The following is a 15,438-nucleotide window of genomic DNA, read 5'->3' as shown; positions in this document are numbered from 1 at the left end:
GCACGGACGACAGTGGAGCCATGAACACATTCCTGAGCTACCTGTCCATAGTCGTACTTCTCACCCTCATCCTGCTGCCCACCCTGGTCGGGTTCGCACGGGAGCGCCGGATCGACCGCGAGCTGCGGGAGGCGGAACGGCGAGGGGAGTCCGCGCCCCCGGAAACGGCGGGCGCCGCGCAGCCGGTCACGGCCACGCGGCGCCCCTACGTCAGGTCCTGGGCCAGGATCTAGAACTCGTCGTCGAAGCCGACCGAGCCCTCCACCGCCACCTGGTAGGCGGAGGGACGGCGCTCGAAGAAGTTCGTCAGCTCCTGGACCCCCTGGAGCTCCATGAACGAGAACGGGTTCTCGGAACCGTAGAGCGCGGGGAAGCCGAGCCGGGTGAGCCGCTGGTCGGCGACGCACTCCAGATACTGGCGCATCGACTCGGTGTTCATCCCCGGCAGACCCTCGCCGCACAGATCGCGGCCGAACTGCAGCTCCGCCTCGACGGCCTCCTTCAGCATGTCGGTGACCTGCTGCTGAAGGGCGTCGTCGAAGAGTTCCGGCTCCTCCTTGCGGACGGTGTCCACGACCTCGAAGGCGAAGTTCATGTGCATCGTCTCGTCACGGAACACCCAGTTGGTACCCGTGGCGAGACCGTGCAGCAGACCGCGCGAGCGGAACCAGTACACGTACGCGAAAGCGCCGTAGAAGAACAGCCCCTCGATGCACGCGGCGAAGCAGATCAGGTTGAGCAGGAAGCGCCGGCGGTCGGCCTTCGTCTCCAGCCGGTCGATCGTCTCGACCGAGTCCATCCAGCGGAAGCAGAACTGCGCCTTCTCGCGGATGGAGGGGATCTCCTCGACCGCGTCGAAGGCCGCCGCGCGGTCCTCGGGATCGGGCAGATAGGTGTCGAGCAGCGTCAGATAGAACTGGACGTGCACGGCCTCCTCGAACAGCTGACGCGACAGATAGAGCCGCGCCTCCGGCGAGTTGATGTGCTTGTACAGCGTCAGCACCAGGTTGTTGGAGACGATCGAGTCCCCCGTCGCGAAGAACGCGACCAGCCGGCCGATCATGTGCTGCTCACCGGGCGAGAGCTTGGCGAGGTCGGCGACGTCGGAGTGCAGGTCGACCTCCTCCACCGTCCAGGTGTTCTTGATCGCGTCCCGGTAGCGCTCGTAGAAGTCCGGGTAGCGCATGGGACGCAGGGTCAGTTCGAAGCCCGGGTCGAGCAGGTTCTTCGAAGCAGGGTGGGCGGTGCGAAGCGCCGACGTCGAGGGGCGGTGGTCGGGCGACGGGTGGGCGGAGCTCATTACTGGCAGGCCTCGCAGGACTCGGGGTTTTCGAGGGAGCAGGCGACCGCGTCCGCTTCGGGAGCGGCGGCCTGCTGTACGGGAACAGTGGCGGTGGCTGTCTTCCCGGCCGCCGCGCGGGCGATCCGGGTCGCCGGGCGCGACCGCAGGTAGTACGTCGTCTTCAGCCCCTGCTTCCAGGCGTACGCGTACATCGAGGAGAGCTTGCCGATCGTCGGCGTCTCCAGGAACAGGTTCAGCGACTGGCTCTGGTCGAGGAACGGCGTACGGGCCGCCGCCATGTCGATCAGACCGCGCTGCGGGATCTCCCAGGCCGTCCGGTACAGCGCCCGTACGTCCTCGGGGATCCAGCCGAAGCCCTGCACGGAACCGCTGGCCTCGCGCAGCGCCTCACGGGTACGTGCGTCCCAGACGCCGAGCCTCTTCAGCTCGTCGACCAGATAGGCGTTGACCTGGAGGAACTCCCCGCTGAGCGTCTCGCGCTTGAAGAGGTTGGAGACCTGCGGCTCGATGCACTCGTACACACCGGCGATCGAAGCGATGGTGGCGGTGGGAGCGATGGCCAGCAGCAGGGAGTTGCGCATGCCGCTCTTCGCGATCCGGGCCCGCAGGGCGTCCCAGCGCTCCGGCCAGTTCAGCTCGGTGGCGTAGTGGTCGGGGTGCAGCACACCGCGGGCGGCACGGGTCTCGGACCAGGCGGGCAGCGGGCCCCTGGGGGTCCCCCCTGCACCGGAGCCTGTCGAAGGTGCTTGGGGGAGCTCGGCCAGCTCGCAGGACGCCTCGTAGGCGGCCAGCATGATCCGCTCGGAGATCCGCGTGGACAGCGTGCGTGCCTCGGGGGAGTCGAACGGCAGGCGCAGCTGGAAGAAGACGTCCTGGAGGCCCATCGCGCCCAGACCCACCGGGCGCCAGCGGGCGTTGGAGCGGCCGGCCTGCTCGGTCGGGTAGAAGTTGATGTCCACCACGCGGTCCAGGAAGGTCACCGCCGTGCGCACGGTGGCGTCGAGCCGCTCCCAGTCGATGGAGCCGTCGGCGACGAACGCGCCCAGGTTGACCGAACCCAGGTTGCAGACGGCCGTCTCGCCGTCGTCGGTGACTTCGAGGATCTCCGTGCAGAGATTCGAGGAGTGAACGACGCGGCCCGGCTCGGCGGTCTGGTTCGCCGTGCGGTTGGACGCGTCCTTGAACGTCATCCAGCCCTGCCCGGTCTGCGCGAGCGTCCGCATCATCCTGCCGTACAGCTCGCGCGCCGGGATCGTCCTGCGGGCCAGGCCCTTGGCCTCGGCGGCGCGGTAGGCGGCGTCGAACGCGTCGCCCCAGAGGTCCACGAGCTCGGGGGCGTCGGCCGGGGAGAACAGCGACCACTCCGTGTCCGCGTCGACACGGCGCATGAACTCGTCCGGGATCCAGTGCGCCAGATTGAGGTTGTGCGTACGCCGCTGGTCCTCGCCGGTGTTGTCACGCAGTTCGAGGAACTCCTCGATGTCCGCGTGCCAGGTCTCCAGATAGACGGCGGCTGCGCCCTTGCGGCGGCCGCCCTGGTTGACCGCGGCCACCGAGGCGTCCAGCGTCTTCAGGAACGGCACGATGCCGTTGGAGTGCCCGTTCGTGCCACGGATGAGTGAACCCCGGGCGCGGATACGGGAGTACGAGAGTCCGATGCCGCCCGCGTGCTTGGACAGCCGTGCCACCTGGTGGTAGCGGTCGTAGATCGAGTCCAGCTCGTCCTTGGGCGAGTCCAGCAGATAGCAGGAGGACATCTGCGGGTGGCGGGTGCCGGAGTTGAAGAGGGTGGGGGACGAGGGCAGATAGTCCAGCCGGTTCATCAGGCCGTACAGCGCGGCCACTTCCTCCAGCGCGCGCTCGGAGTTGTCGTCGGCGAGCCCGGCCGCGACGCGCAGCATGAAGTGCTGGGGGGTCTCGACGACCTCACGGGTGAGCGGGTGGCGCAGCAGATAGCGGCTGTGCAGCGTCCGCAGACCGAAGTAGCCGAAGCGGTCGTCGGCACCGTCGGCGAGTGCCTGGTCGACCAGCGTGTCGAGGGCGGCGGAGTGCAGCGTGACGAACTCGGCCGTACGGTCCGCGATCAGGCCCTCGCGGTGTCCGACGGCGACCGACGCGGAGAAGGAGACGGCGCCCTGTCCCGCGGCCTCGTCCGCGATGGCCCGGGTGAGGAGCCGGGCGGCGAGCCGCGAGTAGGCGGGGTCCTCGGAGATCAGGCCGGCGGCGGCCTCGGTGGCCAGCGAGCGCAGCTCGGCCTCGTCCGACCGGGCGTTGCGGCCGCGCAGTGCGGCGGCGGCCACCCGTCCGGGGTCGGTGTCGGGCAGATCGGCGGTGAGGCCGGTCAGGGTCCGCAGCAGTGCGGTCCCGGGCGCGTCGGTCGTGCGGCCCTCGGATTCCGTGACTGAAACCGGGTCGGCTGGCGCGATGGTCACTGGGGCTATCCCTCGCTCGGCTCAGGGCCTGCGGGAGCGGGGCAGCCGGGCAGGGCCGCGCCCGGAAGACAGGGCGGCACGGCGCACGGCGTCCACCTGCCCTCCGCGGGGCCCGGACGTCTCGGCGCCCGGTTCGGTCGAGCCGGGCGCACTGTCGACAGGTCTTCGGACTTCGGGCACGCGCAATGCGCACCGATCACACCGTTGCGGGACAGTTCCGGATTCGCACCGGATTCCCCTGCGGCGACAGCGAGGTCGAGCATACATGTGGGGGCTGCCGATTGAAGAAGCCCCCACATCTTGTGTCGTGGCGGGTTCAGAGCTCCAGGCGGAATGTCAGGAGTTCCAGGCCGGGCAGGGGGAACCAGTCCCGCTCCGGAGTGCGTACGAAGCCGAGGCGACGGTAGATCCGGTGGGCGCCCAGCATGGCCGACTGCGTGGAAAGGACGATCCCACGCAGCCCTCCGGCGGCCCGCGCCCGCTCTATGCAGGCCCGTACGAGCGTCTCGCCCGTCCCTCGGCCACGGGCGCCGGGCGAGACCGCCAGCATGCGGAATTCGGCCTCGTCCCCGGTGGCGATGTCCGACCAGGGGCTGCCGGGCGCGACGTAGGTGACGCCGCCCAGCAGCCGGCCGTCGGTGTCCACCGCGACCAGCACCTCGGCCTCGGCGGCCCGGCGCTCCACGGCACGCAGCTGTTCCAGATAGGGATCGTCGGCGCCGAAGTCCAGGAGCCCGTCATCGAGGTACGCCTGGGCGGTGATCTCCCCCAGATCCGCGAACTCGGCCGTCCGTACCGGTCTGATCGAAAGGTCCATGGACGGCAGTGTGCCGCAGCCGCCGGGAAGGGCGCCCCCGTTTTTCGCACCTCGTCCCGGCAGGGCGAGGCCCTGCCGGGACGAGGTGGAGCGAGCGGCGCGCGGGGGTCAGTGACCGCCGGGGGAGCCTGCCGTGGCCGGCGGCAGCTCGGCCTTGACGCCGGGGTCGCCCACGTCCGCCGTGTAGTCGGACGGGGCGGTCTCGTCCACGCCGGCCGGTGCCTTCACCGCGTTCAGGACGAACGTCAGCACGATCGTGACGATCACGTTCAGCACGAACGCCGTGAGGCCGATGTAGCCGATCTCACCGATTCCGGGGATCTCCTCCGACGAGCCGCCGAAGTGTTTCTGGGTGGGGCTGGCGACGCCGTACGCGGCCACCGTGCCGTAGACCATGCCGACCGCCCAGCCGGCGATCAGGGCCCAGCGGTGGAACCACCGGGTGAACAGACCGCCCACCAGGGCCGGCATCGTCTGGAGGATCCAGATGCCGCCCAGCAGCTGGAAGTTGATTGCGACCGTCTTGTCCATGGTGAGGACGAAGGCGAGCGCGCCGACCTTGACCAGCAGCGAGACCAGCTTGGAGACCTTGGTCTCCTGGGCCGGTGTCGCGTCCGGTTTGAGGAAGTCCTTGTAGATGTTGCGGGTGAAGAGGTTCGCCGCGGCGATCGACATGATCGCGGCCGGCACCAGGGCACCGATCCCGATCGCGGCGAAGGCCACACCGGCGAACCAGTCGGGGAACATGTTCTCGAACAGCTGCGGGATGGCGAGCTGGCCGTTGTCCACCTTGATGCCGGCGGCGATCGCCATGAAGCCGAGGAGGGCCAGCAGGCCCAGCATCAGCGAGTACAGCGGCAGGATCGTGGTGTTGCGCCGGATCACCTCACGGCTGCGGCTGGAGAGCGTGGCCGTGATCGAGTGCGGATACATGAAGAGCGCCAGCGCCGAGCCCAGCGCCAGGGTGGCGTAGCCCCACTGGCCCATCTCGCCGGGAACCAGCGCACCACGTGGCTGGCCCGTCGTCTGGTCCTTCTGGGCGAACGCCTCGCTCGCCTTGGAGAAGATCTCGTCGAACCCGCCGAGCTTGATCGGGATGTAGATGATCGCCACGGCGATGACCAGATAGATCAGGCCGTCCTTGACGAACGCGATGAGCGCGGGCGCGCGCAGCCCCGACGAGTAGGTGTACGCGGCGAGCACGGCGAACGCGATCAGCAGCGGCAGGTCCTTGACGAACCAGTGCGTGGTCTCACCGCCGCCGACGCCCATCACGTCCAGCACGGCCTGGATGCCGACCAGTTGCAGCGCGATGTACGGCATCGTGGCGAGGATGCCGGTGATGGCGACCGCCAGCGAGAGGCCCCTCGATCCGAAGCGGCCCCGGACGAAGTCCGAGGTGGTGACGTAGCCGTGCTTGTGCGACACCGACCACAGGCGGGGCAGGAAGGTGAAGATCAGCGGGTAGACGAGGATCGTGTACGGGACGGCGAAGAAGCCCGCCGCGCCCGCCGCGTAGATCGCCGCGGGGACCGCCACGAAGGTGTAGGCCGTGTAGAGGTCACCACCGAGCAGGAACCAGGTGACCCAGGTGCCGAACGAGCGTCCGCCCAGGCCCCATTCGTCGAGGCTGGCCTCGTTCTCGGCCTTGCGCCAGCGCGCGGCCATGAAACCGATGACCGTGACGGCCACGAAGAAGAAGATGAATACGGCGAGTGCGATGCCGTTCACGCCGTCGTTCATGCTGACGCACCCCCCTTGCGGGCGCGCTGGTCACGCTGCCACAGCTTGTACGCGGTCATCGTGAGAGCGGTGGAGATGAGCACCCAGAGCATCTGGTACCAGTAGAAGAACGGGATGCCGATGAAGGTCGGTTCGACCTTCGCGTACGAGCTGACCCAGAGCATCGCGACGAAGGGGGCGATCAGACAGAGGCCGATGACCACTCTGATGGGTGTCACCGTCGGTGCTGTCGGTGTTGCCGGTGGGTTGGCATCGGTTTCTTCTGGCATGTGGCGACTCCGTCCCCTCGCTGATCACCTGTGCAACGCGCAGGAAATCTAAGCGAGGATTCCGGGCATCGTCACCCCCTGTCCGCATTTCGGTCTCGCAACGGTTGAGGCCGCCGGGAACAACGATTCCCGGCGGCCCGAAGCGTCTCAGTCCGTGGGACGCTTCAGACGGGCCACGAACTTGTACCGGTCGCCCCGGTACACCGAGCGCACCCACTCCACAGGTTCACCCTCACCGTCGACCGAATGGCGGGACAGCATGAGCATCGGAAGGCCGACGTCCGTGCCGAGCAGGCCCGCCTCACGCGGCGTGGCGAGCGAGGTCTCGATGGTCTCCTCCGCCTCGGCGAGCCGGACGTCGTACACCTCGGACAGCGCGGTGTAGAGCGAGGTGTACTTCACCAGCGAACGCCGCAGGGCGGGGAAGCGCTTGGCCGACAGATGGGTGGTCTCGATGGCCATCGGTTCGCCGCTGGCGAGCCGGAGCCGCTCGATCCTCAGCACCCGGCCGCCGGTTGTGATGTCCAGCAGCTCGGCGAGCGTGTCGTCGGCCGTGACATAGCCGATGTCCAGCAGCTGGGAGGTGGGTTCCAGCCCCTGGGCGCGCATGTCCTCGGTGTACGAGGTGAGTTGCAGGGCCTGGGAGACCTTCGGCTTGGCCACGAAGGTGCCCTTGCCCTGGATGCGTTCCAGCCGGCCCTCGACCACCAGCTCCTGGAGCGCCTGACGCACCGTGGTGCGCGAGGTGTCGAACTCGGCGGCCAGGGTCCGCTCGGGCGGCACCGGGGTGCCGGGCGGCATGGTGTCCGTCATGTCGAGGAGATGGCGCTTGAGCCGGTAGTACTTCGGCACGCGTGCCGTGCGCGCACCCGTGCCGGTCTTGCTCGTGCTGCTGCCCCCGTCGGCACCCATGGCCCGCCTTCCCGACTGCTGCGTTGCTGCCGTCACCGGCTCCTCCGTCTGTCGCGGCTCACATGGTGGCACGGTCCGGTCACGGGTCGTCGCCCTCCCTCAGGTGTCGGTCCTGTAACGGACGCGAGTGCACTTCTTATACACCCTTGACACCCCTAAAGGTCTAGGCCAAGCTCCCCGTACTGGTCTAAACCATTAAAGACCAGGTCCCAGCCCCAGCAGTACTACTCGTCGGTGTCTTCGCGGTGGGCGGGGGGTTGCAGCACCCTGAGGAGGGTTTGGCGTGAAGCGCAAGCTCATCGCGGCGATCGGCGTCGCGGGCATGATGGTCAGCATGGCGGCGTGTGGCTCCGACGACGGCGGCAGCGACAGCAAGAAGTCCGGACCGGACAGCTACAAGGGGGAGACCCTGACCGTCTGGGCCATGGACGGCTCGACGCCCGATCAGTGGCAGAAGGACCTCACCGCCGCGTTCGAGAAGAAGACCGGCGCGAAGGTCAAGTTCGAGGTCCAGCAGTGGAACGGTATCCAGCAGAAGCTGACGACCGCCCTGTCGGAGGAGAACCCGCCGGACGTCTTCGAGATCGGCAACACCCAGACCGCGGCGTACGCCAAGACCGGTGGCCTCGCCGAGCTCGGTGACCTCAAGTCGGAGATCGGCACCGACTGGGCCGAGAACCTCAACGAGGCCTCCGTGGTCGACGGCAAGCAGTACGCCGCCCCGTGGTACTTCGCCAACCGCGTCGTCCTCTACAACAAGAAGGTCTTCGCGGACGCCGGCGTCACCGAAACCCCCAAGACCCGTGACGAGTTCTTCGACGCGCTCGACAAGATCAAGGCCAAGGGCAAGGCCGAGCCGCTCTACCTGCCCGGCCAGAACTGGTACTTCTTCGACGGCCTCACCATCGGCAAGGACGCCGACCTCGTGAAGAAGGACGGGGACAAGTGGGTCTCCAACCTCGCCGACCCGAAGATCGGCGAGGCGATGGACCTGTACAAGCAGTACCAGTCCTACTCCAAGGCCCCCAAGGACAAGGACGAGGCGACGCCGCAGCAGGCGGACGTCTTCGCCAAGGGCAAGACCGGCGCGTTCATCGGCATGGGCTGGGAGGCCGGCACCGCGATCAAGGCCAACCCGGCCATCGAGAAGGACATCGGCTACTTCACCATTCCGGGTGACACCGCCGAGAAGCCCGAGGGTGTCTTCCTCGGCGGCTCCAACCTCGCGGTCGCCGAGGGCAGCGCGAAGCAGGACCTCGCCAAGGAGTTCCTGAAGCTCGCGCTCTCCGACACGTTCGAGGGACAGCTCGCCAAGCTGAACGGCGTCATCCCCAACAAGGAGTCGCTGAACTCCAACCTGACCGGCAACGAGGTCGCCGAGGCCGCCGCGCCCTCGGCGAAGGTCGGCGGCACCACGCCGCTGATCCCCGAGTGGGCCGCGGTCGAGAACGCGCCGAACCCGGTCAAGACCTTCATGACGGCGGTCCTGAACGGCAAGTCGAACGCCGAGGCCGCCAAGCAGGTCGAGGAAGAGTTCAACAAGCGCCTCGCACAGAAGCAGTAAGGCAGCCGGCCCCGGGCCGTGTCCGTGAAAGTCCCGGACACGGCCCGGGGCCGAAACGCCGGGGGCCGGACTCCATGACGGAATCACGGAGTCCGCCCCCGGCCGTGTCCCATGGTGCCGAGAAAGAGATGGCGAGCATGACCGTGCAGACCGAACGGCCGCCCTCCGGTCCGACGGAGACAGTGAAGCGGGCCGGTGCCGGCCCCGGCAGATCCCGGACAGGCGGCAGACCGGCCGCACTCGCCCCGTATCTGCTGCTGCTCGCTCCCGTGGCCGCGACCCTCGTGTTCCTGGGCTGGCCGGTGGTCAAGAACACCGTGCTGTCGTTCCAGAACCTCAACATGAGGCAGCTGATCCAGCACCTCACCGAGTGGAACGGGATCGACAACTACAAGGAGGTCCTCGGCAACGACGACTTCTGGAACGTCACTGTCCGGTCGATCGTCTTCGCGGGCACCAACGTCGTCCTGATCATGGTGCTCGGCACCCTGACCGGTCTGCTCCTCGCCCGGCTCGGCAAGCGCATGCGCGTGACGCTGCTCATCGGCCTCGTCCTCGCCTGGGCCATGCCGGTCATCGCCGCGACCACCGTCTACCAGTGGCTGTTCGCCTCGCGGTTCGGTGTCGTCAACTGGGTGCTGGACAAGATCGGTTTCCACTCCATGGCGGAGTACAACTGGACCGGCAGCCAGGCCTCCACCTTCTTCGTGATCACCGTGCTGATCGTCTGGCAGTCGATCCCGTTCGTCGCGATCAATCTCTACGCCGCCACGACGACCATCCCGAAGGAGCTGTACGAGGCCGCCGCGCTCGACGGCGCGGGCTCCTGGAAGAGCTTCACCTCGGTCACCATGCCGTTCCTGAAGCCCTTCCTGTTCGCCACGACGTTCCTCGAGGTCATCTGGGTCTTCAAGGCCTTCGCGCAGGTCTTCGCGATCAACGAGGGCGGTCCCGACCGGCTCACCGAGATCCTCCCCGTGTACGCCTACATCGAGGGCATCGGCAACCAGCACTACGGCATGGGCTCCGCCATCGCGCTGCTCACGATCCTCATCCTGCTGGCCCTGACCTTCTACTACCTCAGGATCGTCTCCAAGCAAGAGGAGGACGAGCTGTGAAGCGCTCGGCTTCGTCCAGGTTCAGCCGCATCTGGCCCAACGCCACGGCCGTACTGCTGGTCATCTGCTTCGTCTTCCCCGTGTACTGGATGTTCGCGACGGCCTTCAAGCCGACGCCCGACATCGTCTCCGAGAACCCGGTCTGGTTCCCGACGAACGTCACGTTCGAGCACTTCAAGACCGCGGTCGACGCCGAGAACTTCTGGACGATGGTCCGGAACTCGCTCACGGTCACCGTGCTCGCCGTGGCGTTCTCCCTCGTCCTGGCGCTCGCGGGATCGTTCGCCCTCGCCCGGATGCGCTTCAAGGGCCGGCGCGGATTCATCATCGGCTTCATGGTCGCGCAGATGGCGCCCTGGGAAGTCATGGTCATCGCGATCTACTTCATCGTCCGCGACGCGGACATGCTCAACAGCCTGATCCCGCTGACGCTCTTCTACATGGTGATGATCCTGCCCTTCACCATCCTGACGCTGCGCGGCTTCGTCTCCGCGGTGCCCAAGGAGCTGGAGGAGTCGGCCATGGTCGACGGCTGCACCCGGCCCCAGGCCTTCGTGAAGGTCATCCTCCCGCTGCTCGCGCCGGGCCTGATGTCCACCTCGCTGTTCGGCTTCATCACCGCCTGGAACGAATTCCCGCTGGTCCTGGTGCTCAACAAGCAGGCCGAGGCGCAGACCCTGCCCCTGTGGCTCTCGCAGTTCCAGAGCCAGTTCGGTGACGACTGGGGCGCGACGATGGCCGCGTCCTCGATCTTCGCCATCCCGATCCTCGTCCTCTTCGTCTTCCTGCAGCGCAAGGCCGTCAGCGGTCTCACCGATGGCGCAGTGAAGGGATAACACGGCCATGAGCACCCTCGTATCCACCACGGACACCGTCACCCGCGACGCCCTCGCGGTTCTCCAGCCCGGCTTCACGGGCACGACCGCTCCCGACTGGCTCCTGCGCAGGGTCGGCGAAGGCCTGGCCTCCGTCGGACTGTTCGGCCGGAACATTCACTCGCCCGAGCAGCTCGCCGCGCTGACCGCCCGGCTGCGCGCCGAGCGGGACGACGTACTCGTCGCGATCGACGAGGAGGGCGGGGACGTCACCCGGCTCGAGGTCCGCAGCGGCTCGTCCTTCCCCGGCAACCTCGCGCTCGGCTCCGTCGACGACACGGACCTGACGAGGGCCGTCGCCCGGGAGCTCGGCCGCAGGCTGGCCGAGTGCGGGGTCAGCCTCAACTGGGCGCCCTCGGCGGACGTCAACTCGAACCCGGGCAATCCGGTCATCGGCGTACGCTCCTTCGGCGCCGACACCGAGCTCGTGGCCCGGCACACCGCCGCGTACGTCGAGGGCCTCCAGGCCGCCGGTGTCGCCGCCTGCACCAAGCACTTCCCCGGTCACGGGGACACGGCGGTCGACTCGCACCACTCGCTGCCCCGCATCGATGTGGACCTGGACACGCTGCACGCCCGTGAGCTGGTGCCCTTCCGCGCGGCCATCGCGGCGGGTTCCAAATCAGTGATGAGTGCACATATCCTGCTTCCCGCACTCGACCCGACCCGGCCCGCGACCCTGAGCCCCCAGATCCTCACCGGTCTGCTGCGCCAGGAGCTGGGCTACGACGGGCTGATCGTCACCGACGGCATGGAGATGGACGCCATCGCCGGCACGTACGGCATCGAGCGCGGATCGGTCCTCGCCATCGCGGCGGGCGCCGACGCCATCTGCGTCGGCGGTGGGCTGTCCGACGAGGACACCGTGCTGCGGCTGCGCGACGCGTTGGTGACCGCGGTGCGGACCGGTCAACTGCCCGAGGAGCGGCTGGCCGACGCGGCCGCACGTGTACGGGCCCTCGCGTCATGGACGCAGGGGGCCAGGGGGGCTGCCCCGGAGCCGGGCGCGGATGTGCAGGAGGGGACCGCGCCCGGCTCCGGTGCCGACGTCGGTCTTGTCGCCGCCCGCCGTGCCGTCACGCTCACGGGATCCGGCGAGCCGCTGGACGGGCCGGCGTACGTCGCGGCGTTCACCCCGGTCGCCAACATCGCGGTCGGTGACGAGACCCCGTGGGGCGTCGCGGCCGAGCTGGCCCGGATACTGCCCGGCACCGGGACGGGCACCTACGGCACTGCGAGCGAGGCACCGGCAGCCGAGGCGCTGAGGGCGGCGGGGGAGCGGCGGATCGTCGCCGTCGTCCGCGACGTCCACCGGCACGCGTGGATGGGCGAGGCGCTGGACGCCCTGCTGGCGGCGCGTCCCGACACGGTCGTGGTCGAGATGGGCCTGCCGGACGCGCCGCCCCGGGGCGCCCTCCACGTCGCCACGCACGGCGCCGCGCGGGTGTGCGGTGTCGCGGCGGCGGAGGCGATCACGGGCACGGCCCCCTGAGAGCCCTCGGGTCCTGAACAGGCGAGACGTGAGGGCCGGGTCACCTTCCGCGGGTGACCCGGCCCTCACGCGTGCGTACCGTACGGGGCCTACAGGCCCTGCCACTGCGGCTTCGCCGCGTAGGTGGCGCGGAAGTAGTCCGCCAGCTTCAGCCTGGACGCCGCCGCCTCGTCGACCACCACCGTGGCGTGCGGGTGCAGCTGGAGCGCCGAGGCCGGCACGACCGAGGCGACAGGTCCCTCGACCGTCCGTGCGACCGCGTCCGCCTTGCCCTCGCCGGTGGCCAGCAGGATCGGGTGGCGGGACTCCAGGATGGTGCCGATGCCCTGGGTGATGACGTGGCGGGGCACCTGCTCGATGGCGTCGTCGAAGAAGCGCGCGTTGTCGATCCGGGTCTGCTCGGTCAGCGTCTTGATGCGGGTGCGCGAGGCGAGGGAGGAGCACGGCTCGTTGAAGCCGATGTGCCCGTCGGTGCCGATGCCGAGCAGCTGGAGGTCCACCCCGCCCGCCTCGGAGAGGGCCTTGTCGTACTCCTCGCAGGCCGCCTGTACGTCCTCGGCGGCGCCGTCCGGGCCCATGAAGGACTTCTCGGACAGGCCGAGCGGCTCGATGACCTCGCGCAGCACGACCGAGCGGTACGACTCGGGGTGTCCGGCGGGCAGTCCGACGTACTCGTCGAGCTGGCAGATGCGGGTGCGCGACGCGTCCACGGCGCCGGAGCGCACCTTCGCGGTGAGGGCCTGATAGATGGGCAGCGGGGTCGATCCTGTGGCCACGCCGAGCAGGGCGTCGGGCTTGCGGCTCAGCAGGGCCGCGATGGCCTCCGCGATCAGTTCGCCGCCTGTCGTGGCGTCCGGGACGATGACAACTTCCACGCTGTGCCTGCCGATCTGAAGAGTGGCGTCATGTGGTATAGACCAATCTGATGCCCCAATCTAGCAGAACGCCATGGCCCGGAGGTGAACCGTCCACGGCTGCGTCACTGCTTGTCGCCCTGTCGGCGGACGGGCTCCGTCCGCGGGGGGAACGCCCCCGGAAACACCCGCGGGCCGCGGCGCCAGGACGGGACCCTCAGCCCGTCCGGCACCGCAGCCCGGAGCTATGGGCCCGCCTCTCGGCAGGCCCTGCCTGGCCGGCGGTGTGCGGTGCCTCCGGCCACTGGAGGCACCGGCGCAGTCAGGGCAGAGAGCGCCGGTACCTCGTTCCGCCCTCCTGTGCGGGGAGGGCGGAGGTCTGTTCGTACGGCAGGGGTCAGGTCCGACCGTAGCGCCCCCGCATGGTGCATTGTGGACTAGACCAATAGACCGTGTCCATCCATGTGCGCGGACATTCTCCTGCCATGACCCGCGCTCCCACAGTGTCACGTATCCATGGGCCGTTCGGTTCGGATCCACCTCGTCTTCACAGGTACGCTCGCGTCTGTGCCCTCCATGAACGACCTTGTCCGCCAGCACACAGCCCTGAGTGACACCGACCTCGAGTGGCTCCATCTGCTGGTCTCGGAGTGGCAACTGCTCTCCGACCTGTCCTTCGCCGACCTCGTCCTGTGGGTGCCCACCCGCGACGGGACCCGCTATGTCTCCGTCGCGCAGATGCGGCCCAACACCGGCCCCACCTCCTATCAGGACGACATGGTCGGCCACCTCGTGCCGCGCGGCCGCCGGCCGCTGCTCGACGCCGCCCTCGACGAGGGTCGCATCGTGCGTGAGGGTGATCCGGAGTGGCGTGAGGAGGTGCCCGTCCGGGTCGAGTCGATCCCCGTACGCAGGGAGGGCCGGATCCTCGGGGTCATCGCCCGCAACACCAACCTGCTCACCGTGCGCACGCCGTCCAGGCTGGAGCTCACCTACCTCCAGTCCGCCTCCGACCTGGCCCAGATGATCGCCGCCGGGTCCTTCCCCTTCCCCGGCCAGCAGGTCGACATGGACGCGTCGCCGCGCGTCGGCGACGGGCTGATCAGGCTCGACGCCGACGGGGTCGTGCAGTACGCCAGCCCCAACGGCCTCTCCGCCTATCACCGGCTCGGCCTGGCCTCGGACCTCGTGGGCCACAACCTCGGCGCGACGACCGCCGAACTCGCACCCTCGCGCGGCCCGGTGGACGAGGCCCTGGTCAAGGTGGCGAGCGGGTACGCGCCCCGGGAGTTCGAGGTCGAGGGCGCCGGTGGGGTCATCCAGCTGCGCGCCATTCCGCTCAAGCCCAAGGGCGTACGCATCGGTTCGCTGGTGCTGCTGCGTGACGTCACGGAACTGCGCCGCCGTGAGCGGGAATTGATCACCAAGGACGCCACCATCCGGGAGATCCATCACCGGGTGAAGAACAACCTCCAGACCGTGGCAGCCCTGTTGAGGCTCCAGGCACGCCGGATGGACTCCGAGCGGGGCCGTGAGGCGCTCAACGAGGCGGTGCGGCGCGTCGGTTCGATCGCCATCGTCCATGAGACGCTGTCCCAGAATCTGGACGAGCGGGTCGAGTTCGACGAGATCGCCGACCGGGTGATCGCGATGGTGGCCGAGATCTCACCCGGGAAGGTCATCTGCCGGCGCACGGGACGCTTCGGGATCCTCGACGCGGAAGTGGCCACTCCGCTCTCGATGGTGCTCACCGAAGTCCTGCAGAACGCCCTGGAACACGCCTTCACCGTGGCCGAGTCGGGCACGGTCGAGGTGTCGGCGTCGCGTGGCGGCTCACCTGTCGACGGCCGGCTGCTGATCACCGTGACGGACGACGGGCGCGGGCTGCCCGAGGGATTCGACCCCCAACGGGCCGGGAATCTCGGGCTCCAGATCGTGCGGACCCTGGTGGAGGGTGAACTGAGCGGCACCTTCGGCATGGTCCCCGCGCCGGTGCGCGGCACACAGGTGGTGCTCGACATCCCCGTGCCGGCCGACAAGTAGCGGGCCCCGCACAGCA

At 68.7% G+C, this 15,438-nt stretch carries 13 protein-coding genes and 1 riboswitch; of the genes, 6 read left to right on the top strand and 7 right to left on the bottom strand.

What is annotated here, in order from left to right; genetic code table 11:
- Positions 1–20 precede the first annotated feature (20 nt).
- Positions 21–233 carry a hypothetical protein gene (locus OG623_RS10805; protein WP_406146035.1) on the top strand — a complete coding sequence of 71 codons (213 nt, stop codon included), beginning with the start codon at positions 21–23 and terminating at the stop codon, positions 231–233.
- On the opposite strand, the gene OG623_RS10800 is transcribed toward OG623_RS10805, so the two are convergent.
- The 6 genes from OG623_RS10800 to OG623_RS10775 all read right to left on the bottom strand — a co-directional run bounded on the left by OG623_RS10800 (position 230) and on the right by OG623_RS10775 (position 7,476).
- The gene (locus OG623_RS10800) at positions 230–1,186 is read right to left on the bottom strand and encodes a ribonucleotide-diphosphate reductase subunit beta (protein WP_406151778.1); all 957 of its coding nucleotides are present in this window, start codon (positions 1,184–1,186) and stop codon (positions 230–232) included. The two genes, OG623_RS10805 and OG623_RS10800, sit on opposite strands and share 4 nt — an antisense overlap.
- Before the next feature lie 113 nt (positions 1,187–1,299).
- Positions 1,300–3,735: a ribonucleoside-diphosphate reductase subunit alpha gene (locus OG623_RS10795; protein WP_406146034.1), complete on the bottom strand. Its 2,436-nt coding sequence runs from the start codon at positions 3,733–3,735 to the stop codon at positions 1,300–1,302.
- Positions 3,736–3,873: 138 nt separating this feature from the next.
- Positions 3,874–4,010, bottom strand: a riboswitch (cobalamin riboswitch).
- Between the two features lie 41 nt (positions 4,011–4,051).
- Positions 4,052–4,552, bottom strand: a complete 501-nt coding sequence (locus tag OG623_RS10790; RefSeq protein ID WP_406146033.1) for a GNAT family N-acetyltransferase — start codon at positions 4,550–4,552, stop codon at positions 4,052–4,054.
- A 108-nt stretch (positions 4,553–4,660) separates the two neighbouring features.
- Positions 4,661–6,295 (bottom strand): monocarboxylate uptake permease MctP, encoded by a 1,635-nt coding sequence (gene mctP, locus OG623_RS10785; protein ID WP_406146032.1) that lies wholly within the window; start codon positions 6,293–6,295, stop codon positions 4,661–4,663.
- Positions 6,292–6,564 (bottom strand): DUF3311 domain-containing protein, encoded by a 273-nt coding sequence (locus OG623_RS10780; RefSeq protein WP_406146031.1) that lies wholly within the window; start codon positions 6,562–6,564, stop codon positions 6,292–6,294. Before OG623_RS10780 ends, mctP begins: the two co-directional genes overlap by 4 nt.
- Positions 6,565–6,711: 147 nt before the next feature.
- Complete coding sequence (locus OG623_RS10775; protein ID WP_406151776.1) at positions 6,712–7,476, bottom strand: GntR family transcriptional regulator; 765 nt, start codon at positions 7,474–7,476, stop codon at positions 6,712–6,714.
- A gap of 283 nt (positions 7,477–7,759) precedes the next feature.
- Between OG623_RS10775 and OG623_RS10770 the strand changes: the two genes are divergently transcribed.
- The 4 genes from OG623_RS10770 (at position 7,760) to OG623_RS10755 (ending at position 12,525) form a co-directional block, all read left to right on the top strand.
- Positions 7,760–9,040 carry an extracellular solute-binding protein gene (locus OG623_RS10770; RefSeq protein WP_406146030.1) on the top strand — a complete coding sequence of 427 codons (1,281 nt, stop codon included), beginning with the start codon at positions 7,760–7,762 and terminating at the stop codon, positions 9,038–9,040.
- A gap of 137 nt (positions 9,041–9,177) precedes the next feature.
- Positions 9,178–10,158, top strand: coding sequence for a carbohydrate ABC transporter permease (locus tag OG623_RS10765; RefSeq protein WP_406146029.1), 981 nt, complete (start codon positions 9,178–9,180; stop codon positions 10,156–10,158).
- A gap of 29 nt (positions 10,159–10,187) precedes the next feature.
- Positions 10,188–10,994 carry a carbohydrate ABC transporter permease gene (locus OG623_RS10760; protein ID WP_406151774.1) on the top strand — a complete coding sequence of 269 codons (807 nt, stop codon included), beginning with the start codon at positions 10,188–10,190 and terminating at the stop codon, positions 10,992–10,994.
- A 7-nt stretch (positions 10,995–11,001) separates the two neighbouring features.
- Positions 11,002–12,525, top strand: coding sequence for a glycoside hydrolase family 3 protein (locus tag OG623_RS10755; protein WP_406146028.1), 1,524 nt, complete (start codon positions 11,002–11,004; stop codon positions 12,523–12,525).
- 89 nt (positions 12,526–12,614) lie between these two features.
- On the opposite strand, the gene nagB is transcribed toward OG623_RS10755, so the two are convergent.
- A complete protein-coding gene (gene nagB, locus OG623_RS10750; RefSeq protein ID WP_406146027.1) occupies positions 12,615–13,400 on the bottom strand; it encodes a glucosamine-6-phosphate deaminase in 786 nt (261 codons plus the stop codon).
- A gap of 555 nt (positions 13,401–13,955) precedes the next feature.
- Here nagB and OG623_RS10745 point away from each other — a divergent pair.
- Positions 13,956–15,422: a sensor histidine kinase gene (locus OG623_RS10745; RefSeq protein WP_406146026.1), complete on the top strand. Its 1,467-nt coding sequence runs from the start codon at positions 13,956–13,958 to the stop codon at positions 15,420–15,422.
- Positions 15,423–15,438: the final 16 nt, after the last annotated feature.

Origin of the sequence: Streptomyces sp. NBC_01012 (assembly GCF_045162755.1) — a bacterium.
In the GTDB taxonomy this organism is placed as follows: Bacteria; Actinomycetota; Actinomycetes; order Streptomycetales; family Streptomycetaceae; genus Streptomyces.
Note: the sequence above shows the minus strand (reverse complement) of the source record. Positions and strands in the feature narration are given on the sequence as shown.

Excerpts from the sequence above, each read along its gene's own strand:
- OG623_RS10805 (WP_406146035.1), top strand. The coding sequence starts at position 21 with ATGAACACATTCCTGAGCTACCTGTCCATAGTCGTACTTCTCACCCTC.
- OG623_RS10800 (WP_406151778.1), bottom strand. The coding sequence starts at position 1,186 with ATGCGCTACCCGGACTTCTACGAGCGCTACCGGGACGCGATCAAGAAC.
- OG623_RS10790 (WP_406146033.1), bottom strand. The coding sequence starts at position 4,552 with ATGGACCTTTCGATCAGACCGGTACGGACGGCCGAGTTCGCGGATCTG.
- mctP (WP_406146032.1), bottom strand. The coding sequence starts at position 6,295 with ATGAACGACGGCGTGAACGGCATCGCACTCGCCGTATTCATCTTCTTC.
- OG623_RS10780 (WP_406146031.1), bottom strand. The coding sequence starts at position 6,564 with ATGCCAGAAGAAACCGATGCCAACCCACCGGCAACACCGACAGCACCG.
- OG623_RS10775 (WP_406151776.1), bottom strand. The coding sequence starts at position 7,476 with ATGGGTGCCGACGGGGGCAGCAGCACGAGCAAGACCGGCACGGGTGCG.
- OG623_RS10765 (WP_406146029.1), top strand. The coding sequence starts at position 9,178 with ATGACCGTGCAGACCGAACGGCCGCCCTCCGGTCCGACGGAGACAGTG.
- OG623_RS10755 (WP_406146028.1), top strand. The coding sequence starts at position 11,002 with ATGAGCACCCTCGTATCCACCACGGACACCGTCACCCGCGACGCCCTC.
- OG623_RS10745 (WP_406146026.1), top strand. The coding sequence starts at position 13,956 with ATGAACGACCTTGTCCGCCAGCACACAGCCCTGAGTGACACCGACCTC.